25 protein-coding genes are annotated in these 26,377 nt (G+C 33.4%); 23 read left to right on the top strand and 2 right to left on the bottom strand.

The window, feature by feature from the left end:
- Window positions 1–84: 84 nt before the first annotated feature.
- Window positions 85–690: an NUDIX hydrolase gene (locus FDM27_RS12440; RefSeq protein ID WP_071183376.1), complete on the bottom strand. Its 606-nt coding sequence runs from the start codon at window positions 688–690 to the stop codon at window positions 85–87.
- 7 nt (window positions 691–697) lie between these two features.
- On the opposite strand from FDM27_RS12440, the gene pyrE reads away from it, so the two are divergent.
- From pyrE to FDM27_RS12350, 18 genes are all read left to right on the top strand, one after another.
- Entirely contained in the window at window positions 698–1,351 is a 654-nt protein-coding gene (gene pyrE / locus FDM27_RS12435; protein WP_140486872.1) for an orotate phosphoribosyltransferase, read from the top strand.
- Window positions 1,352–1,361: 10 nt separating this feature from the next.
- Complete coding sequence (locus tag FDM27_RS12430) at window positions 1,362–1,754, top strand: SRPBCC family protein (protein ID WP_140486870.1); 393 nt, start codon at window positions 1,362–1,364, stop codon at window positions 1,752–1,754.
- Between the two features lie 270 nt (window positions 1,755–2,024).
- Complete coding sequence (locus FDM27_RS12425; RefSeq protein WP_071183379.1) at window positions 2,025–2,279, top strand: heavy-metal-associated domain-containing protein; 255 nt, start codon at window positions 2,025–2,027, stop codon at window positions 2,277–2,279.
- Window positions 2,280–2,401: 122 nt separating this feature from the next.
- Complete coding sequence (locus FDM27_RS12420) at window positions 2,402–2,734, top strand: ArsR/SmtB family transcription factor (protein WP_140486868.1); 333 nt, start codon at window positions 2,402–2,404, stop codon at window positions 2,732–2,734.
- Window positions 2,735–2,752: 18 nt separating this feature from the next.
- Window positions 2,753–3,226, top strand: a complete 474-nt coding sequence (locus tag FDM27_RS12415; protein WP_140486866.1) for a DUF6428 family protein — start codon at window positions 2,753–2,755, stop codon at window positions 3,224–3,226.
- Window positions 3,227–3,344: 118 nt separating this feature from the next.
- Window positions 3,345–3,977, top strand: coding sequence for a low molecular weight phosphatase family protein (locus FDM27_RS12410; RefSeq protein WP_140486864.1), 633 nt, complete (start codon window positions 3,345–3,347; stop codon window positions 3,975–3,977).
- A gap of 2 nt (window positions 3,978–3,979) precedes the next feature.
- Complete coding sequence (arsB, locus tag FDM27_RS12405; RefSeq protein ID WP_140486862.1) at window positions 3,980–5,050, top strand: ACR3 family arsenite efflux transporter; 1,071 nt, start codon at window positions 3,980–3,982, stop codon at window positions 5,048–5,050.
- A 333-nt stretch (window positions 5,051–5,383) separates the two neighbouring features.
- Complete coding sequence (nirB, locus tag FDM27_RS12400; RefSeq protein WP_140486860.1) at window positions 5,384–7,891, top strand: nitrite reductase large subunit NirB; 2,508 nt, start codon at window positions 5,384–5,386, stop codon at window positions 7,889–7,891.
- Window positions 7,892–7,987: 96 nt separating this feature from the next.
- Window positions 7,988–8,365: a nitrite reductase small subunit NirD gene (gene nirD, locus FDM27_RS12395; protein ID WP_140486858.1), complete on the top strand. Its 378-nt coding sequence runs from the start codon at window positions 7,988–7,990 to the stop codon at window positions 8,363–8,365.
- A 33-nt stretch (window positions 8,366–8,398) separates the two neighbouring features.
- Complete coding sequence (locus FDM27_RS12390; protein WP_140486855.1) at window positions 8,399–8,986, top strand: DUF4202 domain-containing protein; 588 nt, start codon at window positions 8,399–8,401, stop codon at window positions 8,984–8,986.
- Window positions 8,987–8,997: 11 nt separating this feature from the next.
- On the top strand, window positions 8,998–10,809 hold the full coding sequence (locus FDM27_RS12385; RefSeq protein ID WP_071183387.1) for an ATP-binding protein: 1,812 nt from the start codon (window positions 8,998–9,000) through the stop codon (window positions 10,807–10,809).
- An 86-nt stretch (window positions 10,810–10,895) separates the two neighbouring features.
- Entirely contained in the window at window positions 10,896–11,558 is a 663-nt protein-coding gene (locus FDM27_RS12380) for a response regulator transcription factor (RefSeq protein WP_071183388.1), read from the top strand.
- A 385-nt stretch (window positions 11,559–11,943) separates the two neighbouring features.
- Entirely contained in the window at window positions 11,944–13,428 is a 1,485-nt protein-coding gene (locus tag FDM27_RS12375) for an MFS transporter (protein ID WP_071183389.1), read from the top strand.
- A 705-nt stretch (window positions 13,429–14,133) separates the two neighbouring features.
- Window positions 14,134–15,186 carry a tyrosine-type recombinase/integrase gene (locus FDM27_RS12370; protein WP_071183390.1) on the top strand — a complete coding sequence of 351 codons (1,053 nt, stop codon included), beginning with the start codon at window positions 14,134–14,136 and terminating at the stop codon, window positions 15,184–15,186.
- A gap of 194 nt (window positions 15,187–15,380) precedes the next feature.
- Complete coding sequence (locus FDM27_RS12365) at window positions 15,381–16,082, top strand: SIMPL domain-containing protein (protein ID WP_140486853.1); 702 nt, start codon at window positions 15,381–15,383, stop codon at window positions 16,080–16,082.
- A gap of 178 nt (window positions 16,083–16,260) precedes the next feature.
- A complete protein-coding gene (locus FDM27_RS12360) occupies window positions 16,261–17,106 on the top strand; it encodes a DUF4339 domain-containing protein (RefSeq protein WP_140486851.1) in 846 nt (281 codons plus the stop codon).
- A gap of 151 nt (window positions 17,107–17,257) precedes the next feature.
- A complete protein-coding gene (locus FDM27_RS12355) occupies window positions 17,258–18,430 on the top strand; it encodes a phospholipase D-like domain-containing protein (protein ID WP_255510529.1) in 1,173 nt (390 codons plus the stop codon).
- 148 nt (window positions 18,431–18,578) lie between these two features.
- Window positions 18,579–19,115, top strand: coding sequence for a hypothetical protein (locus FDM27_RS12350; RefSeq protein ID WP_140486847.1), 537 nt, complete (start codon window positions 18,579–18,581; stop codon window positions 19,113–19,115).
- A gap of 227 nt (window positions 19,116–19,342) precedes the next feature.
- On the opposite strand, the gene FDM27_RS12345 is transcribed toward FDM27_RS12350, so the two are convergent.
- Complete coding sequence (locus tag FDM27_RS12345) at window positions 19,343–20,878, bottom strand: IS1182 family transposase (protein WP_255510528.1); 1,536 nt, start codon at window positions 20,876–20,878, stop codon at window positions 19,343–19,345.
- A 148-nt stretch (window positions 20,879–21,026) separates the two neighbouring features.
- Here FDM27_RS12345 and FDM27_RS12340 point away from each other — a divergent pair, with 148 nt between their 5' ends.
- From FDM27_RS12340 to FDM27_RS12320, 5 genes are all read left to right on the top strand, one after another.
- Window positions 21,027–22,676: an McrB family protein gene (locus FDM27_RS12340; protein ID WP_140486845.1), complete on the top strand. Its 1,650-nt coding sequence runs from the start codon at window positions 21,027–21,029 to the stop codon at window positions 22,674–22,676.
- 104 nt (window positions 22,677–22,780) lie between these two features.
- Window positions 22,781–24,049: an McrC family protein gene (locus FDM27_RS12335; RefSeq protein ID WP_219846415.1), complete on the top strand. Its 1,269-nt coding sequence runs from the start codon at window positions 22,781–22,783 to the stop codon at window positions 24,047–24,049.
- A 189-nt stretch (window positions 24,050–24,238) separates the two neighbouring features.
- Entirely contained in the window at window positions 24,239–25,099 is an 861-nt protein-coding gene (locus tag FDM27_RS12330; protein ID WP_255510527.1) for a helix-turn-helix domain-containing protein, read from the top strand.
- Between the two features lie 100 nt (window positions 25,100–25,199).
- A complete protein-coding gene (locus FDM27_RS12325; protein WP_073312232.1) occupies window positions 25,200–25,493 on the top strand; it encodes a putative quinol monooxygenase in 294 nt (97 codons plus the stop codon).
- A 277-nt stretch (window positions 25,494–25,770) separates the two neighbouring features.
- Window positions 25,771–26,364 carry a hypothetical protein gene (locus tag FDM27_RS12320; protein ID WP_140486841.1) on the top strand — a complete coding sequence of 198 codons (594 nt, stop codon included), beginning with the start codon at window positions 25,771–25,773 and terminating at the stop codon, window positions 26,362–26,364.
- The last annotated feature ends 13 nt before the right edge of the window (window positions 26,365–26,377 follow it).

Raw genomic sequence — 26,377 nt, 5'->3', positions numbered from 1 at the left:
AAGTGAAACACTATATAAAAAAACAGATTTTAGATTAAAAGTTTACGTTCTTAATCTAAAATCTGTTTTTCTAACTCATTACTTCTAACTTCGAATAATATTTTCTTCTTCAAATAATAATTTGATGTTCTCGTAGGAGTTTTTTAGTACTTCCGGAATATCATTTGGATGAATCCAGGCTACTTTTTCAATTCCTTCTTCCAATTGTCCTTGTGGCGTTCCTTCAAAGTCAGAATACATTTCGAACCAATGCGTAATTTTCAACTTATAAACCCCATTACGCTTAAAAACATGGTAGGTTTTTTGCAACTTATTGGTGATTTTCAATTGCCCCACACCTGTTTCCTCTTCTACTTCACGCATGGCAGTTTGCTCGATTTCCTCTTTTTTTTCGACACCGCCTTTTGGCAAATCCCACTTTCCATTTCGAAAAATAAATAAAACCTCACCTTTTTTATTATAAACTAATCCACCACCTGCTTTATTTACTGGAATTTTAGCTTTTAGAGTTTTCATAATCTCCTTTTCATCGGGATGATAGAGATACGCTTTTTGAATTTTATTTTGAAAAATTTTGATAATAATTTGCTCAATATCAATACTTTCCAACAAAAAAAGCTTAAAATCTGTTTCTTTTGAGATTTTATTTGTCAAAAAAAGTGGTTTGTCGTTCACAAAAACTTTATACATTTGTACTATGATTTTTAATAAAGATACAGCCGAAAAAACAGCCGAATTGCTTTTACAAATAAATGCAATTAAATTGAATCCTGAAAATTCTTTTACATGGGCTTCAGGATGGAAATCACCTATATATTGTGATAACCGTCTAATACTTTCATTTCCAGCCATAAGAAATTATGTGAGAGATGAATTTGCAAAACACATTGAAAAACAATTTGGAAAACCAGACGTTATTGCCGGAGTAGCTACCGGAGCTATCGGAATCGGTATGCTGGTTGCCGAAAGCATGGGACTACCTTTTGTTTATGTACGTCCGGAACCTAAAAAACACGGTCGCCAAAACCAAGTGGAAGGTTTCCTTCAAAAAGGACAAAATGTAGTTGTAGTAGAAGATTTAATCAGTACAGGAAACAGTAGTTTACTTGCTGTTGAAGCCTTACGTGCTGCTGGTGCTAACATTAAAGGAATGGCTGCCATTTTTACTTATGGATTTGATATTGCCGAAGAAAATTTCAAAAACGCAAAACTGGATTTATATACTTTAAGTAATTACCAAAACCTACTGAATTTAGCTGTAGCCAAAAAATATATTACTGAAAAAGAAGAAAGTACTTTAAGAGAATGGAGCGTTACTCCTTCAACTTGGGGACAAGTAGAAAGCAAATAAAAGCAATATTATGAACTTAGAAAGTCCAAAAGTTAAGGTTGAAAAATCGGCAGAGGAATTATTTGGTTTACTGACCGATATGAAAAATTTCGAAAAATTAATGCCTGAAAACATTGCTAAGTTTGAAGTTATTGGAGATGATTCTTTTCTTTTTGGTCTAAAAGGAATGCCTGAAATCCAGCTAAAAGTAACCGAAAAAACAGCTCCAAACAAAATTGTTTTTGGTGCAGCAAATGATAAAGTTCCTTTTACATTGATTACCAATATTGATTCGGTTTCAGCAACTTCAAGCACTGTAAAACTTGATTTTGAAGGTAGTTTCAATCCTATGATGGCAATGATGGTAAAAGGTCCAATTGGGAAATTTATAGAAACCCTTGCCAACAATATCCCAAAGTTATAAACCATTTTTTAGAACAAATACTTAAACCCTTTTAGTTTTTCAAACTAAGAAAGAGGGTTTACTTTTTTATAAAATACTTCTCAAAACAAATCAAATGAAATCACACTATTGATACTTAAACTTAACCATCAGTAACAAATAAATCTTCCATTGTGTTGATACTGTGATTGAATTATAGCTATTAGTATTGCTATTGTAGAGATAAATGCTTAAATTTAATGTACAAAACCATTAAACACTAACAGCAATATTCATTTAAACACATCTATCATGAGCCTATTGACAGACAATATTATCCCGGGAGAACACGGTAAAGTTTTTGGCACAAATGCTAATGACGAAACTGAACTTATTGAAATAAAAAATAGTCTCTTAAAAGTCGATGGCATTACCAAAGTCAGTATCAACAACTCTATTTTCCCAAAAGAATTTACCGTATTTACAAACAAAGTAATTCGTGTTGAAGATATTGAAACAATGGTAAAATCTATTGGCTTTCACGCAATTCCAAAAGAACTAATCTAGGCTTTAAAACCTCACAAAAACTCCTCTTAGAAATTAATTTTTCTAAGAGGAGTTTTTTTTTAACGTTATTTTATCCAAAAAACAAAAACAATATCGTAATATTGCAATATAAATATATAACAATGGGAACAACTAAAACAGAACATTTTACCATTCAACAAAACGAACTTGCAATGCTAGCAAAAGCCATCGGTCATCCGGCACGAATTGCTATTATAGAATATCTTATAAAAGTTGACAGTTGCATTTGTGGCGATATTGTAAATGAGTTACCACTCTCACAGCCTACCATTTCGCAACACCTCAAGGAACTTAAAAATGCCGGACTCATAAAAGGTAATTTTGAAGGTAACACCATTTGCTATTGCCTTGACGAAAACGGATTCGAAAAAATAAAACTCTTTTTTAATCATGTCAACACCTATTTAGAAAACAAAAAAAATCAATGTTGCTAATTTTAAAATTACAAAATCATGAAACTATCAGAAATCAAAAATCAATTAAACACAGCACAAACCGTTGCGTTTATACTACCAAACGGAACTTATGTTCCTGAACATTTTCATGTAACTGAAGTAGGTCTTATCACAAAAAACTTTATTGACTGCGGAGGTACTGTGCGAAATGAAACGGTAATCAATTTTCAATTATGGAACGCCAACGATTTTGAACATCGCTTAAAACCTAAAAAATTATTGGATATCATTACGCTATCCGAAAAAGTATTAGGCATTGGGGATTTCGAAATAGAAGTAGAATACCAAACCGAAGAAACCATCGGTAAATACGATTTAGGTTTTAATGGAAAAGATTTTATGCTTTTGCATAAACAAACCGCTTGCCTGGCACAAGATCAATGCGGAATACCTCCTGAAAAACAAAAAATAAAATTATCTCAAATCAATACCGAATCAAGCTGTTGTACTCCCGGAGGAAGCTGTTGTTAATAACAAAAATCACCTTAGATGTAACGGATTTCTTCAAAATTTGATAAAATCCGTTACATCTATTATAAAAAAGCGACACTTCTACCAAATACTCATAAAAATTTAAAAAACATAAAAAATGACATCAATTCAAATTAACTTATTTCCGGAAATCGAAAAAACAATTAACCATTTTAATTTACAAAATATATCCGAAGAGCGCAAAACCACTCTACAACCCTTAATTGATTTTATTCAAAACAAAGTAAACAACCAACAGGAAATAAGACTCAACCTGATTTGTACCCATAATTCCCGAAGAAGTCATTTATCACAAGTATGGTCTCAAACCGCAGCCGCATATTATGACATCAAAAATGTATTTTGCTATTCAGGAGGAACAGAAGCAACAGCCTTATTCCCAATGGCAGCTCAAACATTAGCAAAACAAGGATTTCAAATCAAAACCATTGCCGAAGGCAACAATCCTGTTTACGCCATAAAATATAACGAAAACGCACATCCAATCATTGGATTCTCCAAAACCTTTGATAACGAATTCAACCCTCAGTCTGAATTTGCAGCCATATTAACCTGCTCAAGTGCCGACCAAGGCTGCCCATTTATTGCAGGAGCCGAAAAACGCATACCAATTACTTTTGAAGACCCTAAAGCTTTTGACAACACTCCACAACAAGCCGAAAAATACGAAGAAAGAAGTAACCAAATTGGAACCGAAATGTTTTATGTTTTTTCACAAATAAAAAAATAACTATGTCAGCAAATAATTGCACACCGGCTGTAGCCCGAAAAAAATTAAGTTTTCTGGACAGTTATTTAACACTTTGGATATTCTTAGCAATGGCTTTAGGAGTTGCTATTGGAAATTTCATCCCGTCCAGCATGAACTTTATTAATTCATTTTCAAGCGGAACTACTAATATTCCACTAGCTATTGGGTTAATTTTAATGATGTATCCGCCATTAGCCAAAGTAAAGTATGAACAAATGGGCGAAGTATTCAAAAACGTCAAAGTTTTAAGTGCTTCACTAATTTTAAACTGGATCATTGGTCCCATCTTAATGTTTTTTCTGGCACTTATTTTTCTAAACGGCTATCCCGAATACATGATTGGGGTTATCTTAATCGGTCTGGCAAGATGTATCGCCATGGTTGTTGTTTGGAACGATCTTGCTAATGGAAACAGAGAATATGCTGCCGGACTTATTGCCTTAAACAGTATTTTTCAGGTATTGCTTTATAGTGTGTATACCTATATTTTTATTACCATACTTCCTCCCTATTTTGGTTACAACGGATTTGAAGTAAACATTAGCATCGGCCAAATAGCCGAAAGTGTAGGTATTTATCTCGGAATTCCCTTTGCTCTGGGAATAATGAGCAGATATACTTTAATTTACCTAAAAGGAGAAGAATGGTTTCAAAACAAATACATTCCTGTTATTTCGCCAATTACACTAATTGCATTACTTTTTACTATCATACTTATGTTTAGTTTAAAAGGAGAAATGATTGTTCAAATCCCGATGGACGTGATACGCATTGCAATTCCTTTGGTCATCTATTTTACAATAATGTTCATAGTGAGTTTCTTTACCGGGAAATATTTTGGCGCCGACTATTCTAAAAGTACCGCAATTGCTTTTACAGCTACAGGAAACAACTTCGAACTGGCCATTGCTGTTGCTATTGGCGTTTTTGGCATCAACAGCGGTCAGGCTTTTGCAGGTGTAATTGGTCCATTGGTAGAAGTTCCCGCTTTAATAGCATTAGTCAATGTTGCTTTTGGGTTCCAAAAGAAATATTTTACATCAGTTAAGTAATCCTACTTAAAAACAGTTTCACACATATACTAAAAACAACAAACTAAGTATCAAAACGCATGTTTTTTTGATACTTAGTTTGTTGTTTTAGTTACAAAAATCCATTTTTATAACACTTTTTTAGACAACACCCCTAAAAAACATACCCCTAAAAACAAAAACCGACAAAGAATTGATTCGGAATTAAAAAAAACAAACCTCTTTTTTTACATTTTTAAAATTTTAGCCCTCCACTATTCATAATATCACAATTAACAACCAAAAACGATAATTAAGTATTTAGAATTAAGTATTAATACGTATATTTGCTTCGTAATACTTAATAATGATATTATGATTAAAATAATTGTAGTCGGAAACGGCATGGTGGGGTACAAGTTTTGTGAAAAATTCATTTCAAAATCTGGACAAGAAAAATATCAAATTACCGTATTTGGTGAAGAACCAAGACGTGCTTATGACCGTGTTCACTTAAGTGAATACTTTGCAGGTAAAACAGCTGAAGATTTATCATTATCAACTTCAAACTGGTATGAAGACAATAACATTATATTAAATACTTCTGAATTAATTACAGACATTAACCGAGAAGAGAAAACAATACATACACATTTAGACAAAACACATAGTTATGATTACTTAGTTTTAGCTACAGGTTCAGCTGCTTTTGTTCCGCCTATCGAAGGTGTTGACAAAGAAGGTGTTTTTGTTTACAGAACCATCGAAGATCTTGATGCAATTATGGCTTACGCCAAAAAAATCAAACAAAATGGAGCCACTGAAGCCGCGGTACTAGGAGGGGGATTGTTAGGTCTGGAAGCTGCTAAGGCAGTTCGTGACCTAGGATTAAACGCCCATGTTGTAGAATTTGCTCCTCGATTAATGCCAAGACAACTAGACAAAGGTGCCAGCGACATGCTTCAATCTAAAATTGAAGAATTAGGAATAGGCATTCATTTAAACAAATCGACTCAATTTATCGCAGGAGAAGACGCAATAACAGGAATGATGTTTGAAGGCGATGATTTATTAAAAGTAGACATGTTAGTTATATCGGCAGGTATTAAACCCCGTGACGAACTAGGTAGAGTTTGCGGACTTGAAGTAGGTGTTAGAGGCGGTATTGTTGTTGATAACAAAATGCAAACTTCAGACCCAAATATCTTCGCCATTGGAGAAGTTGCCTTATACAACCACATGATTTACGGTCTTGTAGCTCCAGGATATGAAATGGCCGATGTTGCTGCTGAACAAATCTTAAATGGCAACAAAACCATGAGAGAAGTAATCGACATGTCAACTCAATTAAAATTAATTGGTGTTGAAGTGGCAAGTTTCGGAGATCCTTTCATCGAGAATAACGAAGTTACAGCTATTGTTTACGAAAATAAATTCAGTGGCATCTACAAAAGAGTAAATGTTACTAAAGACGGAAAATCACTATTAGGAGGAATTCTTGTAGGAGATGCCAGCGATTACAACGGATTATTCCAAATTTACAGCAACGGAATGGCATTACCCCCTAACCCTGAAGACTTAATTTTAGGAGCAAGAGGAGGAGAAGCTTCTTCTTTTGGTAGCGCAGCTGATTTACCTGATACCGCTGTAATTTGTTCTTGCGAAAATGTAACTAAAGGAGCTATTTGCTGTTCAATAACTGATGGAACATGTGAAACATTCGGTGATGTAGTAAAAGCAACTAAAGCCACTTCAGGTTGTGGTGGTTGTAAACCAATGGTTTCTGATTTAGTAAAAGCTGCCCAAAAATCAATTGGTAAAGAAATCAAAGAAAGCATTTGTGAGCACTTTAATCACACCAGACAAGAGTTGTTTGACTTGGTTAAAATCAACAAATACACTAATTTTTACGAAGTTATTGATCACCATGGAAATGGAGACGGTTGTGAGGTTTGCAAACCTTTAGTAGCATCTATTTTCTCAAGTATTTATAACGATACAGCTAACAAACACGTAACTACTCAGGATACTAACGACCGTTATCTTGCTAACATTCAACGTAACGGAACCTATTCTGTTGTACCAAGAATTGCAGGTGGTGAAATCACTCCGGAAAAACTAATTGTAATTGGTGAAGTAGCTAAACAATTTGATTTATATACTAAAATAACAGGAGCACAACGCGTCGATTTATTTGGTGCCACCTTAAATGATTTACCTGAAATCTGGCGAATCCTTATCGAAAATGGTTTTGAAAGCGGACATGCTTACGGAAAATCATTACGTGCTGTAAAAAGCTGTGTAGGTAATGCCTGGTGTCGTTACGGAATGGATGACAGTACCACCTTTGCTATCGAACTTGAAAACCGTTACAGAGGTATTCGTTCTCCGCACAAATTAAAAGGAGGAGTTTCGGCTTGTATTAGAGAATGTGCCGAAGCAAGAGGAAAAGATTTTGGTGTAATTGCTGTTGAAGGAGGCTGGAACCTTTACATCTGTGGTAACGGAGGAGCCAATCCTAAACACGCTGTACTTTTAGCTGAACAAATAGACAAAGAAACAGTATTTAAATACATGGATCGTTTCCTTATGTACTACATCCGTACAGCTGGTCCGCTAATTAGAACTTCTACCTGGTTAGAAAAATTAGAAGGTGGTTTAGATTATTTAAAAGAAGTAATTATCCATGACCGCATTGGAATTTGCGAAACTCTGGAAGCTGAAATGGAACAACTTGTTGGAACATTTGAATGCGAATGGAAACAAGTACTGGAAAAACCAAGATTAATGAAACGTTTTAGTCACTTTGTTAACTCTGACGAAAAAGATGATAACATTGAATATGTATCTTTAAGAGACCAAAAAATGCCTAAAGCCTGGTAATGACACTTTAAAAACAAAACAAACACACTTTAAAATTACTTCAACTCTCAACAACAAACAGAGTTGAAGTAATAAAAAAGTCAAAACATACAAATTATGGAAAATATTTTAGACAAATACAGAACAGTTTCTTTAAATGAAGTAACTAACTGGTTTAAAGCCGGAAACATCAAAGACTTTCCCAGCAACAGAGGTGGATGTATCAAATATAAAGACAAACAAATAGCTGTTTTTAATTTCGAAAGAAGAAACGAATGGTATGCTTGTCAAAATGCCTGTCCACACAAAATGGAAATGGTACTATCAAGAGGAATGACTGGATCAGCCGACAATATTCCTAAAATTGCCTGCCCAATGCACAAAAAAACCTTTTCGCTTATAGACGGTTCGAACTTAAATGGTGATGATTTTTCTATTGCAACTTATCCTGTAAAAGTAGTAGATAACGAAGTATTCGTTGGGTTTATAGATTAAAGTACATATCTTTGAGCTATAAAACACACTCAAATGACAACTACACCATTCCAACAAGCAAGTCAATGGATCGATGCCGAAAACGCTCAGGATCCAAATATTGAAATACACGAATCCATAAGTTTCCCAAAAGAACTATTATACTCTAATAGAATGTATGAGAAACTTATGGATTTTTTTCCTAATGCTTCCGAAGAAGTACAAATTGCTGCTAAAGCACAGCATATCTGTCGCTGGAAAATCGCCCGTGAATCTTACCCAATGGATCGTGTGGGTTATTTAAAATGGCGAGAAGACCTGAAAAAATTTCACGCTAAACTTACTGCCGAAATCTTAGAAAAAGCAGGATACAACCCTGAATTTATTGCCAGAGTTTCTTTTTTAATCGAAAAAAAACTACTTAAAAAAGACCAGGAAACCCAATTACTGGAAGATGTAATCTGTTTGGTATTTTTAGAACATTATTTAGAACCTTTCGTCGAAAAACACGATACCGAAAAACTTAAAAACATCATTCTGAAAACTTGGAATAAAATGTCTGACAAAGGACATCAGGCGGCTTTAAAAATCAATTACAGCCCTGCTAATCTCCAACTAATTAAAGACGCTATCGGATTGTAATTTAACTTACTATGGCAAGAGAAACCAAGGCGTTATCTGAAAAACTCAACTTCAAAAAATTAAAGCGACTGTACATTTTCGCCTTAATTACTATTGCTATTACGGTTCTTTTAAGCCAGCTACTTATTCAGCACAACATCAAAAGTCAGCTTAATGATTCGCGATTGATTAATATTTCCGGAAAACAACGAATGCTGAGTCAAAAATTAGCCAAAGAAATATTGATTTTAAATTCTTCTTCGAACAAATTAAATTTTAATCAGGAGATTGCTGCGGTAAAAAAAACATTGGCACTTTGGAAATTCACACATCATGCTTTAGAAAAAGGAAATGACAGCCTGAAATTCCCTAAAGAAAAAAGTCCCGAAATGATTGCGCTGTATAAAGACATGCAGCCTAATGTTGCAATCATAATTAAATCAACTAAAAAGTATCTTGAGAACAGTCAAATTCTTTTAAAATCTCCTAAGGATCAGCAAGAAGTACAAACCATACTTGACAATATTGCCATCTTTCTTTCGAAGATGAACCGCATTGTAGAGCAGTACGAACACGAGGCCTTAGAAAAAGTTACCCGACAACAAAATATAGAATACCTTATTTTAAGCTTTACACTACTGGTTTTATTTTTAGAATTTCTCTTTATTTTTAAACCTACCAATAAAAAAATCGAGCTTCTAATTTCTAAACTCCTAACTTCTGAGAAAAGAGCGATAAAACTGGCACGTGACACCGAAATTATTAGTGCTATCAAAGAAAATTCAGTGAAAGAATTAAAATCACTGAATTATGCCATGGAAAACACCTTGTTGTATTGCCGAATAAGTCCTCATGGAAAAATTATCCACATGGGAGATAAATTTGCTAAATTATTGCAATACAACCCCTCTTTTGATGCCGATAAAAGTTTCTCTAAAGCCTTAACAGCAGTAGAAAAAGAACAACTGGACATCGACCGGATTATTGCCGACAAACAACGAAGCGGCTGGCAAGGAGAATTAAAAACCACGAATCGAAACGGCGAACCACTCTGGCTGGATATGTCCATGATTCCTGTTCGAATTAAAAAAGAAGAATTAGAATTACTTGTCATTTGTTTTAATATCAGTATTCGAAAAAAAGCCGAAATCGAAATCGAACGATTGAATCGGGAAAATACGCTTGAAAAAATCAATCAGCATAAAATTATTTCGAGTCGAATAGTTGAAAATCAGGAAAACGAACAAAACCGAATTGCCAGGGAGATCCACGATGGTATCGGTCAAATGCTTACCGGTTTGAAATTTAGTCTGGAAAGTATCAATTTAGAAGACAAAGAAAAATCGGCTCAAAAAATCGAATACCTCAAAAAATTATCATTAGATATTATCAAAGGGGTTCGCACGGCAACTTTTAACCTGATGCCGCCGGAATTGAGCGATCATGGAATTGTTTCTTCGATTGCCAAACTGACTCTGGAACTCACAAAACTAACCGGGAAAAACATTCAGTTTTACAACAAAACCGAATTTGATCAACGTTTGGATTCCTTAATCGAAATCAATATTTACCGACTGACTCAGGAAGCCATCAACAATGCCATAAAATATGCTGAGTCTTCGCATATTATTGTCCAACTTTCGCACAGTAATAAAATACTAAGTATTACCGTGGATGATAACGGTAAGGGTTTTGATGTATCATCTGTGGAAAAAAAGAGAAACAGCGAATCCGGAATGGGATTATTATTTATGAAAGAAAGAGTCCGATATATTAACGGAAGAGCTTTTATCAATTCGATTCCGGGAGAAGGAACCCGAATTACTTTTAATATTCCGATATAATTTTGAAAAAAAATACGTAAAAAATACGTAAATTGCGCAGAATTAGATTAAATACGTAAATTTTAGACTCTAAAAATAAGTAAGTTATGAACCAAACAATTCGAGTTGTTTTAGCAGATGATCATTTTTTTGTAAGAGATGGTATCAAATCGCTTTTAGAAAGTGAAAAAAACATAGTTGTTGTGGGAGAAGCAACCGACGGTCTGGAAGCATTAGAAGTTGTAACTACAACCAACCCTGACTTATTAATTGTAGATATTAGAATGCCTCATCATACCGGTATTGAAGTGGTTGAAAAACTGCGTAATCAAAATAATCCGGTAAAAATCATTGTGCTTTCTATGCACGAATCAGAAGAATATGTTTTAAAATCAATCAAAGCCGGTGCCGATGGTTATTTACTAAAAGGTTCTAGCAAAGAAGAATTTTTAAAAGCATTACACTCTGTAGCTAATGGTGGTAAATATTTCACCGGTGATATTTCATCAATACTTATCAATCAATTAACCAGTAACACTACTACAACCTTAGAACCAAAACCGGCTCTTACCGAAGATTTAACTATCACCAAAAGAGAAAAAGAAATTCTTACTCTTTTATTATCCGGAAAAGGAAATAAAGAAATTGCCGAAGCACTTGAAATTAGTAAACGTACTGCCGAAGTGCATCGTTTTAATCTAATGAAGAAACTAAAAGTAAAAAACCTTATGGAGCTTTCTAACAAGGCTACCGAATATTCGTTAATATAACGACAATCTATTATAAAGAAGTATTTATCCTTTTAATAAACTGCATCGGGGCAGAGCCCACGAGGTATTAGAAAAACAACCGCAGATTCGCAGATTTTCATATTATAATCTGCGAATCTGCGGTAAAAAACGAAGCAGAACTTCGAGGAATTAAACCTAAAGAGATTCAAAATCCTATTTTATGGTACTTACTGTAAAATAGGATTTTTTTATACACAAATACTAAGTCGAAAGCTGAATTCATCTCTAATACTTCAGCCGCATACCAATAGAACAAAATACTTATAAAAAATACGTACAAATACTTAATTATTTTCAAAAACCTGCGTTTTCGCAACTTTTAAACCGATTTAACCACGTAAATTTGTTGAAAAATATAAGTATTATGGAAAGCACAAACTCATTATCAAAATCGCACCGAATGTTATTTCTCAATACATTAGCCTTTACAGTATGCTTTGCCTGCTGGACATTAAATGGTGTATTAGTTACTTATTTAGTGGATAAAGGAATCTACAACTGGAGCGTGGTACAAGTAGGATGGTTATTAGGAATTCCTATTTTAACCGGATCTGTAATGCGTTTACCTATTGGAATATTAACTGATAAATATGGTGGTAAATACGTATTTGCCTCTTTATTATTACTATGTTCAATCCCTTTATTTCTTCTTCCATTTGCTGATAGTTTTGCAATGTTTGCTTTCTTAAGCTTTCTATTTGGAATGATTGGAACAGGTTTTGCCGTAGGTATCGGATACACATCGATATTTTATCCTAAAGAATGGCAAGGTAGAGCCTTGGGGATTTTTGGTATGGGAAATGCCGGAGCCGCAGTTACCACTTTTATTGCTCCTACTCTATTGAATCAATTTTCTGTTGACGATCCTGAAAACGGATGGAAATTATTACCTGTTATCTACGGAATTGCGTTATTAATCATTGGACTTATCTTCTTATTATTTGCTGAAAACAAAAAATTAGAACAATCGACCAAAACAATTCCGCAAATGCTTTCTACTCTAAAAAATGTTCGTGTATGGCGTTTTGGAACTTATTATTTTTTAGTATTTGGTTGTTTTGTGGCATATTCCCAATGGTTGTTACCTAACTTTATGAATGTATATCAAACAAGCTTAGTTATGGGCGGAATGTTTGCCACTATGTTCAGCCTGCCTTCAGGAGTGATACGTGCCTTTGGAGGTTATTTATCTGATAAATATGGTGCCAGACTGGTTATGTACTGGGTACTGGGAACTTCAGTATTTTTTAGTGCCTTATTAATGGTGCCAAAAATGGAAATTACAACAGCCGGATCCGGAATTATGGCAAAAAAAGCAGGAGTTGTTACTGAAATTTCAGCAACCAACATCAAAATAGGTGATACCGACATTCCTGTAATTGCAAAAAAAGAAATCACTACCGATGGTTCTAATATTTTCCCAACCAAAACATCCTGGCAAGAAGTAATAGTAAGCGAAAACCAAGATGTAGCAAAAAAAGAATTATTAGCTAAAGGGATTACCAAAATTAATTTTGATGCCAATATGTGGGTTTATCTGGTTTTAGTAATCTTAATTGGAATTTCATGGGGAATTGGAAAAGCTGCCGTTTACAAACACATTCCTGAATATTTTCCTAACGAAGTAGGTATTGTAGGCGGGATGGTAGGATTACTGGGAGGTTTAGGAGGATTCTTTGGCCCTATTATCTTCAGTTACCTGCTTACATCTACCGGTTTATGGTCTAGTTCATGGATATTTATCCTGATTTTCTCTATTATCTGTTTGGTTTGGATGCACATCACCATTACCAATATGATGAACAAAAACCAACCTGAACTAGCTAAAGAAATAGATACTAAAAACTAAATTGAGCAACTCAATACTTAAAACCTCCCTTTCGTTTGGATTTCAAATGGAAGGGAGATTTTTCTTTTTGAAGCTATTCCAATAGCTATCGCAACCTATCACATCCGCACTATCTTTGTCTTGTTTAAATCTGGACTACGCATTGGAACACAGAATAAACTGCCTCGGGGCAGAGCCCAAGAGGTATTAGAAAAACAACCGCAGATTCGCAGATTTTCATATTATAATCTGCGGTAAAAAACGAAGCAGAGCTTCGAGGAATTAAACCTAAAGAGATTAAACGGATTTTTTTAATTATTTTTTAAGCATAAAATCTGTGATAATCTGCGGAACCAAAAAACAAAAAAATCCTAATGCGGATTCTGGACTAAATAACGAGACAAGCTACTACCCGGGCTAGAGTAACTGCTAACAATTTAACTTATTTCCTAACAGAAAAAATTGATAAACCTACAACAACTAGAAGTAATTAGCTACTTTAGTATAATCAAAGTCAGGGCAAACGTATCAGTTTCAGAGTTAAAAAATCAGCTACGAATTACACGAAATAACACAAATTGAGATGTCATTAATTACACGAATCAGGCAAAGGCGGATAAAATAAATTAGTGTAATTTTTTTTGAGTTATTAAAATTGGTGTTATTTAGTGTAATTCGTGGCAAAAATAAAACTCATGCGTTTGCCTTGCAATCAAAGCAGTAGTTATGAAATGGGAAGCCAAAATAATCACGCACCGAGGCATCAAAAGAATAGCCGTTTATTTCGAAAAAAATACCGAATTAATAGCTCGAATCAAACTAGTCGAAGGCTCTCGCTGGAGTCAAACCATGGGGGTTTGGCATCTACCGGATACAGAAGAAAACAGAATTCGATTTAAAATACCTATTTCCGAAGGAAAATCGGCATTATCACAAATCCAAGAGAACAATCAATTGGTTTTGAAACGGTTTATTGAAGAAATACAATTAAAAGGTTACAGCCATTCAACGCTAAAAACCTATCGCAATGAATTTGGTATTTATTTAAATTATCTAAAAGGAATTCCTGCCGAAAATTCTTCTGTAGAAGATATTCGCAACTACATCTTGTATTGCATCAATGAACTACAACTATCCGAAGCCACCATTCACAGCCGTATTAATGCCATCAAATTTTACTATGAGCAGGTTTTAAGAAGAGAACGATTTTTACTCGAAATTCCACGACCAAAAAAACCATTAAAATTACCCAAAGCTATTGCTCCTCCCGATATAAAAAAAATATTTCAAGTCACTCCAAATCTAAAACACAACACCATGCTGAAGCTTTGTTATGGTTTAGGATTGAGAGTTTCTGAAATTGTAAATCTTAAAATCAAGGACATCGACAGTAAATCGATGCAAGTTTTTATTGAACGTGCCAAGGGTAAAAAAGACCGCTATGTTAATTTACCGGAAAGTATATTACCACAACTTCGCAATTATTTTATTGAATACAAACCTAAAATCTATTTGTTTGAAGGACAAAATGGCGGTCAGTACAGTTGCCGAAGTGCACAACAAGTATTTAGAAACGCCCTATTGAAAGCAAAAATCAATAAATCAGTAAGCATTCATAGTTTGCGACACAGTTTTGCAACCCATTTATTAGAACAAGGAACCGATATTCGTTTCATACAAGAACTCCTGGGGCATAACGACATTAAAACCACTTTAATTTACACCGAAGTAACTGACAAAAATATTCGCAAGATAATTAGTCCACTGGATAATTTGTAATATTATTTTTCTTATTTTTGGGATGCTTAAAAAAAAACAAGTAGCGACAACACAAAAAAACGCAATACGTTTTTTTGTGTTGTTAAAAACATAAAACACTAACAATAAGACTTTTAAATACAATCACAATCTTTAGAGTTGCGTATATTTATGAGTTGGGCAACATATTAACCGAAAAGAACTAAACCGAAAAAATGAAAAAAATTATAGTATTAAGTTTGATTTTATTGTCAGCTAAAAGTTTCGCCCAGACAAAAAATTTTATCGATTTGCCATATATTGAAACTTCTGGTAAAGTTGATACTTTAGTAGTTCCAGATAAAATTTATCTGAATATTATGATTACGGAAAAGGACACAAAAGGCAAAATATCTGTTGAAGAACAGGAAATCAAAATGAATGAGAAATTAAAATCTCTCGGAATTGCAACGGAAAAACAACTGACTTTAAATGATTTATCTAGTAACTACAAAAAATACTTTTTAAAACAGCAAGATATTCAGAAAAGCAAAAACTATACTCTGATAGTTTATAATGCAAAAACTGCGGGTAAAGTAATAATCGGATTAGAAGAAATTGAAATTTCAAATGTTATTTTAGAAAAAACAGAATTCTCAAAAGCTGAAGAAATGATTTTGACTTTAAAAAGCAAAGCAATTTTGAAAGCTAAAAACCAAGCAATTGCAATGACAAAACCGCTAAATCAAAAAGTTGGAAATGCAATTTACATATCAGATTATAATAATATATCAAATATGTTAAGCGGACGAGTTGCGGGAATTCAAATTCGTGGAATGGCTAGCCTAAAAGAAAAAGACAATTTTGAACCGATTAACATTGAATTCGAAAAAATAAAAATTGAAACCGAAGTTAAAGCGACATTTAAACTAGAATAAAAATACGATTGCCCAACAGCTGTTTTGAGCTAGCTGGAATTTAGTGGAAATTACCGTTTCGCATCAAGTTTTCGCTAAGCCGAAAATTGAAGGGTTACGAACTTCCAGCCATCTCAAAGCAGCAAAACGTTAGCAGTAATAATCAGAAAACTACATAAATAAAGACATTTAACAGAATATGAGAAAATATTTTATTCACAATGGAGATACAGAAAATGGTCCATTTGACATTGAACAACTTAAATCAATGCAAATCAAAAATGAAACTCCAATTTGGTATGAAGGAATTCAGAATTGGACAATTGCAGGTAATGTTGAAGAGTTAAAATCAATAATTATCTCTACTTCTACTCCACCGAAATTTGAAAATTTTTCTCAACAAAATACAAATATAAATCCACCAAAATTTAATCAAACGCAACAAAAAGAAATTGAAAAAGAACCTAAAAAGAAAAACATTTTAGGAAATATACTTTTTGGTATTGGTGTTGTTGGTGCAATATTTATTGTAGGCATTTTAATATTTGGCTCATCAAATTCAGAAAATAATTATGACGAAAATGGACAAATTATTGGAATTGATAGTTCTGCAATTTCTGTTGATGAAGAAAAAGATAGAATTAATGAAGAACTAACTATTAAAAATAGAAATTTCAGAAATAACTTTGAAAAGTATATTAAAGTCTCAACAAATAATTACTCATATAATGAACTTGGTGGAATATCAAATTTAGACGTAATCGTAACAAATCAAACAGATTATATGCTTGACGAAGTAAACGTAAATGTTGACTATATAAAAGACAATGGAGAAATTTTCAAAAGTGAAATCGTAACAATAAATAATATTCCAGCACATCAAGATAAATCTGCATCAGCACCAGAAAGTAATCGAGGAACATCTGTTGAAGTAAGAATGGACGCAATTACTTCTAAAAAAATGCACTTTTGTTTTTATGCGACTAACGGAATTGGAACTTACGCTGTACCTGATAATGCAAACGATCCGTATTTTTGTAAATAACAATTATTACTACTGCTAACAGGCGTTTTGCACAATTGCGAATTTTGTAGTAAATACACATTTACATTTCGCAATAAATTTTATCTTTAACAGAAAATAGTCAGTTCCGAAGTTCGCAACTGCGCAAAGCGCCGGAACGTTAGCTACAATTTTGACAAATACCCAAATGGAAATAAAAGAACATTTTGAAAATATTAGACAGGTTGTTTTAGATAACCTCAAAGAATCTAAGAAAGAGATTCTCATTGCAATGGCGTGGTTTACAAATCACGACATTTTTGAATTATTAGTCGAAAAAGCAAAAGTTATTCCCATTCAGTTAATTGTTATCAACGATGACATAAATAACAGATTGGATGGTTTAGATTTTCAAAAATTCATAAATAATGGTGGGAAATTTTACTTTGGAATGCAAGAAAATCCGATGCACAACAAATTCTGCATCATTGATGAAAAGGTCTTAATCACAGGTTCTTACAATTATACATATTTAGCAGAAACAATTAACAGTGAAAATATTCTTGTTTTTAAAGGTGCTTCAGACATAATTGAAAATTATAAAAAAGAATTTTTTAAAATAACTTCAAATCTTAACCCAATTGAATCTGTGGAAGAGTATTTAAAAATTTGCCCATATCAGAAAGACACATTTTCCTATAAGAATTATGGAATAAGAGATATTTATGCTCATACCCAGTTACTCAAAGCTTCTGGTTTTGTTGAAGAAGCAAATGTTATCCTTAAAGAAGTTGAAGAAAAATCAGAATTTTCAACAGAAAAGAACTTTCAAATAAAAGACGTTATTTATAGACAATGGAAACAAGACTATTACACTGACAAAATACAAGTTCTAAATAATAAGCTAATTTTATTTTATAGAACATTCTCAGATTCTGGTGGATGCTGGGTACACGGACCTAAAACTAATCACGCTTGGACACTTAGAAGTGCAAATGATAAAAATCTGACAAGAAAGGCTGTACGTATAACTAATGTTAAAATAGACGGTCAAAAAATAATTACTTCAACAGACGCTGAAGAGATATTTTATTTTTCAAAAGAAGGAAAATATGAAGGCACAACTGATTTAGGTTATAAACTAAACGAGCAAAAGCAGCCAATTAAAGATGATGGACAAATTGTGCCTATGAAGTTCTTCAAAGTTTCTAATGATAAATTTGAGCTAACCTGTGAAATACATTTTGAAGTTGAAGGTTTCCCTTTAGAAACTGTTGATTTAATAGAAGGGTTAGGCACTGATGAAATGGACAATCATTGGCATTGTTTTGATATGAACCTAAAATTAAATAGAGAAAAACTGTAGCTAACAGGCGTTTGGCTCAATGGCGGGTGACGTGGTTAATTGAACATTCTACCTCGCATCAACTTTTGTGGTGTATTGACAGTTTTGAGCTCCGAAATCCGCCACTGCGCCAAGCGCCAAAACGTTGGCAGTAATTTTAAAAATCCGAATGAAAAAGACATTTATCTTATTATTTACATTTTTTATACTCTCTTGTAGTTCAGAATTTAAAGTAATTGAAAAACCAACAGAATACTCCGAAATAATACAACGAAGACAAATAGTTGGTGCTAAATTTTCTGAAAATGGAGATTGTTTTATGTGTTTACAAAACGTAAAAAGATTTACTCCAAACCTTGAGGAAATTAAAAATGCCGAAAATATTTTGCGGAAAAATATTCGAAAAACTAATTCCAAAAAAATCAATCAAGGAAACGGTTGTCCAATAATACATAAAAACTTAAATATTTATAGAAGACAATATTTTGGTTATTTTAATGACAAGAATGAAAAAGTGATTTACGTAACTTTTAATAAAAACAAGCTCAAACTTATAGAAAAGATTAAAGGTTTTCAAAGAGATGAAAGTGATAATTGGAAAAAAGAAAAAGAAAATTGGTTTGACGGTTGTAGTAATCATTGGGAAATTAAAATTAACTTAACAACAAAGGAATTATTTGAGTATGGAATTAACGGAATTGGATAAAAAAACTACTGCCAACAGCCACTACAACGGATTTGGGCATTTGGCTTAATGGGAAAATGGTTTTGTATTTGGAATATTTGGCTAATCCGAAAATAGGGCTTAATTTAGTCCCAAACCCGCTGTAGTGCCAGAACGTCAGGCTGTGAAAAAACCTCCTTTTTTCTTTAAAATTTTCAAATTTTCCTACTGCTACAATCCAAATAAAGCCTTTTAAGAAGGCTATTTTTTTAGGCTAAAAATTTAGTTTGACCGAAAATGAAGTCTAATTTCAGCTTTAAACATCTCGTTTTTAGCAAAAACAAGACTTTTATCTTGTAGGGTGAGTTCCATTTTTTGAGTTTGGCAATCAGCTCTGGAACGCCTAGTATATTGATACTCCGTTTGATGTTGTAAACTAGCATAATCAAACTGTGTTCGCCGTTTACTTTTTCCAATCCCTTTAAATTGGTGTGATTGTAGCCCCACTGCCGTTTGATAGTACCAAAAATATGTTCGTTGATTTCCTGCCGCTTACGATAGAGCTGTGCATTTGCGTGATAGCGTTTGTTGTTTTCTTCCACGGCGTCCGCATATTGACTGCGGTCTATATCCCGACCAGTCATCCTACTAGTGCATAAATGTTTTACGGGACATTCTCTGCATTTTGGGGTTCGGTATCTCTTAAACTTATAGCTGTCTCTGTCCGTGGTTTTCTTGTGCCAGCTGCCTGTAGTTTTAAGCGTTTCTCCCTGTGGACAAGTGTAGGTATCGGTGGTGTGGTCATATTGAAACTTAGAAATCAAATAATCCTCGGTTATCCTTTCTTTATTTTTTCCTTGTTCGGGCTGTGCCACAATTGTTACGATATTGGCTTGTTTGCAAGCTTCTATTTGTTTGCCATTATGGTAGCCTTTGTCTACCAAGGCAGTGTAAGTCTCTATTCCCAAATTCTCCTTGGCTTCGATGGCAATGGCTGATAAGGCGTTTCGGTCGTTGCGATTGATAGTGTGCGTGGCCACCACGAGATTGTGTTTGGCATCTACAGCCGCCTGTATATTGAATGAAATTTCAACCACTTGTCCTTGCACCAATAAGGCTCTGGCATCACTATCAGTAGTACTTATTTGTGGTTCGCCACTTGTTTTTAGTTTTTCTTCCAGCAAATCATAGCGAAGTTTGTTTTGTTGTAAGCGTTCTATCTTTTGCAGGATATTTTGGATTTTAGACTGATTTTCTTTGGTGTCATTTTCCTCCAAAGCATAAAGATATTCTTGGGTTTTAGTTTCAATATATTCCAGATGTTGGTCTATTTTCTTTTGATTGAAATTGGCTTTCTTACTATTGTGCGCTCGGCTTTTGGTACCGTCAATGGCAATGGTTTCCCCTGCTATTAAATCGGCATCTTTCAAGAAGCTAACAAAGAGTTTGAATAAGTTCTTCAAAGCAACGGGGTTGTTTTTTCTAAAATCGGAGATGCTGTGGTAGTTGGGACGGATATCTTCTAACAGCCACTGCATTTCAATGTTTCTAAAACATTCTTTTTCCAGTTTGCGGCTACTTCTTAATCCGTTGAGATAACCGTATAAATAGATTTTTAGAAAAACTTTGGCATCGTAACCAGGACGACCTTCTACCTTCGGGGTACGAACCCTAAAACCAAGTTTAATAAGATCTACATAACCTGCAAAAGCATCTATAAAACGAACCTGATTATCGGGAGAAATAGCATCTTCTAAATTAGAAAAACGCATCTGATGGCGTGAAATTCCTTGAATATGTTGCATTATCAAAAATACGAAAAATCCTGTTTTTAAAGCAATACTTTGCTATATTTGTTCACAACTAAACTGAAGTTTTTTCACAGACTGACGTTGTGCGTCAGTGTAAAAAAACCGAACGAACATAAAACTAACGACTAATAATATAAATTGAATGACTGAATACGAGAAATTTAAGAAGCTACTAGAATATTTTGTTGCACATCTTGAATTCTGTGTTTCTGACCAAAAATATGGTGAGGGCTATGAAACATATATTAAAGAGATTAAAAATTTTAAACGCGGTGGTCAAGGACATAAAGAGCAACAAATTCAAAATCAGGTAAAAGATTGGGAGTCATACGACAATGGGAGGATATGCATTAACGTAAATCCAACTACTTATCAAAGCGGAGGAACTTATTTGAATTGGAAACATACAGCTATTAATGTCAACGCAGAATGGGAAGATAAAAAGATTATCAATTTAAAAATAATGAAAGATTCTTATCCTTTAAACAATGCTAAACACGTAATTACAAAAAGTGTTAGCGACCTTGGTTTATTCGATAAGCAAGAACCAAATGAACAGCTAATAACATTTTTTAATCAATTTAATGAACTAATCATTCAATGGAATGAAAAACAAATAAGTATACAAGAAATGAAGCAAATACAACCATATATAGATTTACTGAAATCTACCAAAAACATTATCCTTACTGGTGCTCCAGGAACAGGTAAAACATTTTTAGCGAAACAAGTTGCAAAACAACTTATTGGGGCGAAAACCGATGAAGAATTAGAAGAAAGCGGACAATTTAATTTTGTACAATTCCACCCATCTTATGATTACACAGACTTTGTTGAAGGGCTCAGACCGACACCACCTGATGAAAACGGAATAATTGGGTTTGAATTAAAAAATGGAGTATTTAAAGAGTTCTGTAAAAAGGCTTTGGACGTTGAGGCGGTTAACATCCAAAAAATAGACGATTTTTCAATTAGTGGTTATGAACAATACTTAAATGCGTTAGGATTAAACTCAAAGACAATAAATAACTATAGACTAAGAATCGAACAATTACTTGGAACAAAAGAGATAACATCAAAAAGTAAAATAGTTGAACTTGAAATATACAAATCATTAGATGAGATATGTGACAACTTAGACTCCATTAAAGATTTTGATGATAGCAATAAAATGCATCGCCAATTTACTTCATCTGTCTCCAACTTAATAAATTTCAGAAATTCATTATTGACAAATAAAAAAAGTGCATCCAAAGCAAAACTAGACTTCGTATTTGTAATTGACGAAATAAACAGGGGTGAAATTTCAAAAATATTTGGAGAGTTATTCTTTTCCATTGACCCAAGTTACAGAGGTAAAAAAGGTGCAGTCAAAACTCAATATTCAAACTTACACAACGATGAGAAAGAGGTTTTCTATGTACCTGAAAACGTCTACATAATCGGTTCAATGAACGACATTGACCGAAGTGTAGAAAGTTTTGATTTTGCAATGCGAAGACGTTTCACTTGGATTGAGATAACAGCAGAACAAAGTGCTGAAAATATGAATTTACCAAATGACATTAAAGAAAGAATGCTTAATCTAAACAAGCAAATTTCTAATACAGATGGACTTAATTCTTCTTACCACATTGGGGCGGCTTACTTCTTAGATTCAAATGGTAATGCAAGACAAGACATTGACAACATTTGGAATTTACGAATCGAGCCACTTCTGAAAGAATATTTGAGAGGAATGCCTGACAACATTGATAAAATTGAACTTTTGAAAAATGCCTTTACAGCCTAATGAGAACAACCGACAATAATGGCGGAACAAGCATTGATAAATTCGACAATTTAAACATTGCCGATTTATCAGCAATAGCAAATAGAAACCTTTTGGATTTACAAATGGAAAATCCTGATTTGCTTGTTTTTCCTCATTCATTTAGTAAACATCAAGACGATATTGAAAAACCCCATATTTTCTCACTAGATAATAAAAACCTAACAACATATAATCTAATGGGTTTTATTGGCCGAAATTCAACACAACTTACAATATCATCTCGTTTTGCAAAAGATGAAAACAACGACTATTTTTTGCATTATATGTTGCAAAAAGTCTTTTCGATTAACCTTTTAAAATTTGACCAAACACCCAATAAAGAGAACATTTGGGATTTTCTTCTTTACCTTTTTCCTTACTATCTCAAAAAAGCCTATTCTCAAGGAATCTACAAAGCATACAAAAAGGAAGAATACAATGATACTAATGTTAAGGGAAGTATTGATGTTAAACGCCATATCCTTAGAAACATTCCGTTTACAGGAAAAATAGCATATACTACAAGAGAGCACAGCTATAATAATAATCTAACACAACTAATTAGGCATACAATTGAGTTCATCGGAACCCACCCTTATGGCAATGGAGTACTAACGGGTGACAGTGAACTAAGAGACATTGTGAGTAAATTTATTTTTGTAACTAACAAAACTTACAATGGTAATTCGAGACAAAAGATTATTACAGCCAATTTAAAACCAGTTACTCATCCTTATTTTACTGAGTATTCTGCATTGCAAAAAATCTGCTTAAAAATTCTTCGACACGAGAAAATTACTTTTGGAAAAGAAAAAGATAAAGTTTACGGTTTGTTATTTGATGGTGCTTGGCTTTGGGAAGAGTATCTTAATACCATTCTGAAAGAAAACTTCATACATCCAGAAAACAAAACAAGTAAACATCGACATTACCTATTTGAAAACAATATACAATCAATATTTCCTGATTTTATAAGCAAAGTTGAACCAAAATCTGTTGGGGATGCAAAGTATATTCCACTTGACAGACAACAATCGTATTCCGAAAATTCCGAAAAAGCAACAAGCATTTACTACAAGACAATTGCTTATATGTACAGGTTTAGTTCAAAAAATGGTTTTTTAATCTTCCCAAGACAAGACTCAAGCTTTTTTGAAACATACCGCATAAAAGAGACAGAAGGAACACTAAAGAAAATTGGTCTTGCAATTCCACAAACGACAGAAAATTTTAAAGAATATATAAAAACAATGAACGGAAATGAAGAAGAGTTGAGACAACATTTAATGACGAACAAAACACCGAACGCACAACAGGCGTTTGGCTCAATGGCGGGTGAAGTGGTTAATTGAACATTCTACCACGCATCAACTTTTGTGGTGTATTGACAGTTTTGTGCTCCCAAATCCCCCACTGCGGCAAGCGGCAAAACGTTGTGTGCAAGGCTAAACGACCTCTTCATCCAAACTTGAGCAAACGATTTTTGAAATAGAAATTTAATATATTTACAATGCCAAAATGTTTTTTAAAACAACACTATTATGGACATTACAAATCTTCCCGAACATTTATTTGAAAGTAACTACACGGAGACACCAGACCTGCAAATTGCTAACTACGAGGTGTATAAACATGTTTCCAAAAATAAGATTAACCTAAACAAAAATGTATTCAGTTTTTTGTTAGACGGACAAAAGGACATTCACTTTTCTAATGACATCGTTTCAATAGATCATACACAATCCTTGCTCCTTGCGTCGGGGAATTTTTTAACAACAGAAATTGTTGGGGCAAATAGTTATAGTTGCCTACTCTTTTTCTTTTCTCAAAAAAACATTAATGATTTTTTATTGAAATATGGGCATTTATTTAACCCAAATGACTTTAACAAAGCAGCTACCAGTAGTCCTTATTTCCTTATGGAAAAAGACAATTTTATTATCCATTTTATTAATTCTATTCAACAAATTTATGGCTTGAATCAAACAATCTCTCAAAAGATTCTGGAATTGAAATTTGAAGAAATTATGCTGTATCTGGCTGATAAGTATGGGCAAAGTTTTTTTGTTTATCTACATTCTTTGTTAATCAACGAAAGAGAATTTTCTTTTAAAATGGTTATTGAAAAAAATCTGTACACGAGTTTGAATATTGATGAGGTCGCTTTTCTATGCAATATGAGCCTGTCTACTTTTAAGCGAAAATTCATACAATTACATCAAGGGTCTCCAGGAAAATGGTTTCAACTAAAACGGCTCAACAAAGCCAAAAAGTTATTGCTTAATAATGAAGCGACACCATCAGAAATCTATATGGACTTTGGTTATGATAGCTTATCAAATTTTAGCACAGCCTTTAAAAATGAATTTGGTTACAGTCCAAAAAACATTATGAAAACTTGACCTTTTTTCATAAGTTTTTGAACTAAATACAAAAGCCTCACAAGCTTAAATGAGCTAAATTTGTTAAAACAAAATTGGTTTAATTAAAAAATAAAAAGACATGAAAAAATTAGGATTATTAGTTCGACTAGAAGCAAAAGCTGGAAAAGAAAAAAATGTTGAAGAGTTTATTACAAGTGCATTGCCACTTGCTAATGAAGAAGCGGGTACTATTACATGGTATGCGTTCCGTATTGACGCTTCTACATTTGGCATTTTTGACACTTTTTCAGATGAAGAAGGCAGAGAAGCACATCTTGGTGGTAAGATTGCAAAGGCGTTAATGGAAAATGCACCTGAATTGTTGGCTACTGCACCATCTATAGAGAAAATAGACGTTTTAGCGGCTAAATAAACATACCACAATTATTATAAAATGGCAGCCTGTCAAAGTTCTGTAAATGAATTTGGACAGGTTGCCTTTGTTTACAAAACAGCTTGATAATAAATTAAGCTTAGACTGACGAAGAAACCCAGCACACAACAGCCGGTAAGCAAAATTGCCGGGTTTTCGGTAGCCGGAAGTTGTGGTTTCACGAATAATATTTATCTTCGGCAGAGAGAACTCGGATCGCTTTGGTCGGCAACTTCGCTTACCGGCGGCACGTTAGCGGTAATGCAAAAAAAAAGACGTGAAAAAATTTGACATTTATAAAAAGCACAAAGGAATTTATTGGAATAAAACTTTAATTATTTATTGCATTTTATGTATTTGCGGTTCATCACTTTACTTAAAAAAATCTTTTGGTTTTGAGAATAATTTTATTGACGATTTCTTATTTTATTCTATAATTTTAGTTTTAGTTTATGGAGTAATAATAAAATTTTATGGATTAGTAAGTTATGAAGCTTTAAAGGGAAAACTAGAAGGACAATTAGTTTTAGAAATGGACAGAATATCTATAGAGAATCAAATTTATAATTTAGATGATATTCAAAAAATTGAAATTTTCAATTCTGATTATGATGGACAATTTAAGTATACTTCAAGAGGTAGTTTCGAAGCGAATCTTTCTCAAGGTATCGGAAATATTATTTTAATAAAGCTTACAAATAATGAAGTAAAAGACTGCCGATTTCGACAAGTTTATAGCGACGAAATGTACGCTGCAAAGAAAGAATTGGTCAATTATCATAAAAATGGCAAAATTCATTTTTTACATTTAATTGACATACTGAAGATAACCGATTATGACGAAATCCAACAGTTTAAAAAAGAAATTTAATAAGCACTAACCG

This window comes from Flavobacterium sp. GSA192, assembly GCF_006386525.1.
Taxonomy (GTDB): Bacteria; Bacteroidota; Bacteroidia; order Flavobacteriales; family Flavobacteriaceae; genus Flavobacterium; species Flavobacterium commune.
The sequence above is the reverse complement of the archived record's forward strand: the minus strand, read 5'-3'. Positions and strand labels throughout refer to the sequence as shown.

Coding starts and splice junctions, on each gene's coding strand:
- FDM27_RS12440 (WP_071183376.1), bottom strand. CDS start 690: ATGTATAAAGTTTTTGTGAACGACAAACCACTTTTTTTGACAAATAAA.
- pyrE (WP_140486872.1), top strand. CDS start 698: ATGATTTTTAATAAAGATACAGCCGAAAAAACAGCCGAATTGCTTTTA.
- FDM27_RS12430 (WP_140486870.1), top strand. CDS start 1,362: ATGAACTTAGAAAGTCCAAAAGTTAAGGTTGAAAAATCGGCAGAGGAA.
- FDM27_RS12425 (WP_071183379.1), top strand. CDS start 2,025: ATGAGCCTATTGACAGACAATATTATCCCGGGAGAACACGGTAAAGTT.
- FDM27_RS12420 (WP_140486868.1), top strand. CDS start 2,402: ATGGGAACAACTAAAACAGAACATTTTACCATTCAACAAAACGAACTT.
- FDM27_RS12415 (WP_140486866.1), top strand. CDS start 2,753: ATGAAACTATCAGAAATCAAAAATCAATTAAACACAGCACAAACCGTT.
- FDM27_RS12410 (WP_140486864.1), top strand. CDS start 3,345: ATGACATCAATTCAAATTAACTTATTTCCGGAAATCGAAAAAACAATT.
- arsB (WP_140486862.1), top strand. CDS start 3,980: ATGTCAGCAAATAATTGCACACCGGCTGTAGCCCGAAAAAAATTAAGT.
- nirB (WP_140486860.1), top strand. CDS start 5,384: ATGATTAAAATAATTGTAGTCGGAAACGGCATGGTGGGGTACAAGTTT.
- nirD (WP_140486858.1), top strand. CDS start 7,988: ATGGAAAATATTTTAGACAAATACAGAACAGTTTCTTTAAATGAAGTA.
- FDM27_RS12390 (WP_140486855.1), top strand. CDS start 8,399: ATGACAACTACACCATTCCAACAAGCAAGTCAATGGATCGATGCCGAA.
- FDM27_RS12385 (WP_071183387.1), top strand. CDS start 8,998: ATGGCAAGAGAAACCAAGGCGTTATCTGAAAAACTCAACTTCAAAAAA.
- FDM27_RS12380 (WP_071183388.1), top strand. CDS start 10,896: ATGAACCAAACAATTCGAGTTGTTTTAGCAGATGATCATTTTTTTGTA.
- FDM27_RS12375 (WP_071183389.1), top strand. CDS start 11,944: ATGGAAAGCACAAACTCATTATCAAAATCGCACCGAATGTTATTTCTC.
- FDM27_RS12370 (WP_071183390.1), top strand. CDS start 14,134: ATGAAATGGGAAGCCAAAATAATCACGCACCGAGGCATCAAAAGAATA.
- FDM27_RS12365 (WP_140486853.1), top strand. CDS start 15,381: ATGAAAAAAATTATAGTATTAAGTTTGATTTTATTGTCAGCTAAAAGT.
- FDM27_RS12360 (WP_140486851.1), top strand. CDS start 16,261: ATGAGAAAATATTTTATTCACAATGGAGATACAGAAAATGGTCCATTT.
- FDM27_RS12350 (WP_140486847.1), top strand. CDS start 18,579: ATGAAAAAGACATTTATCTTATTATTTACATTTTTTATACTCTCTTGT.
- FDM27_RS12345 (WP_255510528.1), bottom strand. CDS start 20,878: ATGCAACATATTCAAGGAATTTCACGCCATCAGATGCGTTTTTCTAAT.
- FDM27_RS12340 (WP_140486845.1), top strand. CDS start 21,027: ATGACTGAATACGAGAAATTTAAGAAGCTACTAGAATATTTTGTTGCA.
- FDM27_RS12335 (WP_219846415.1), top strand. CDS start 22,781: ATGGAAAATCCTGATTTGCTTGTTTTTCCTCATTCATTTAGTAAACAT.
- FDM27_RS12330 (WP_255510527.1), top strand. CDS start 24,239: ATGGACATTACAAATCTTCCCGAACATTTATTTGAAAGTAACTACACG.
- FDM27_RS12325 (WP_073312232.1), top strand. CDS start 25,200: ATGAAAAAATTAGGATTATTAGTTCGACTAGAAGCAAAAGCTGGAAAA.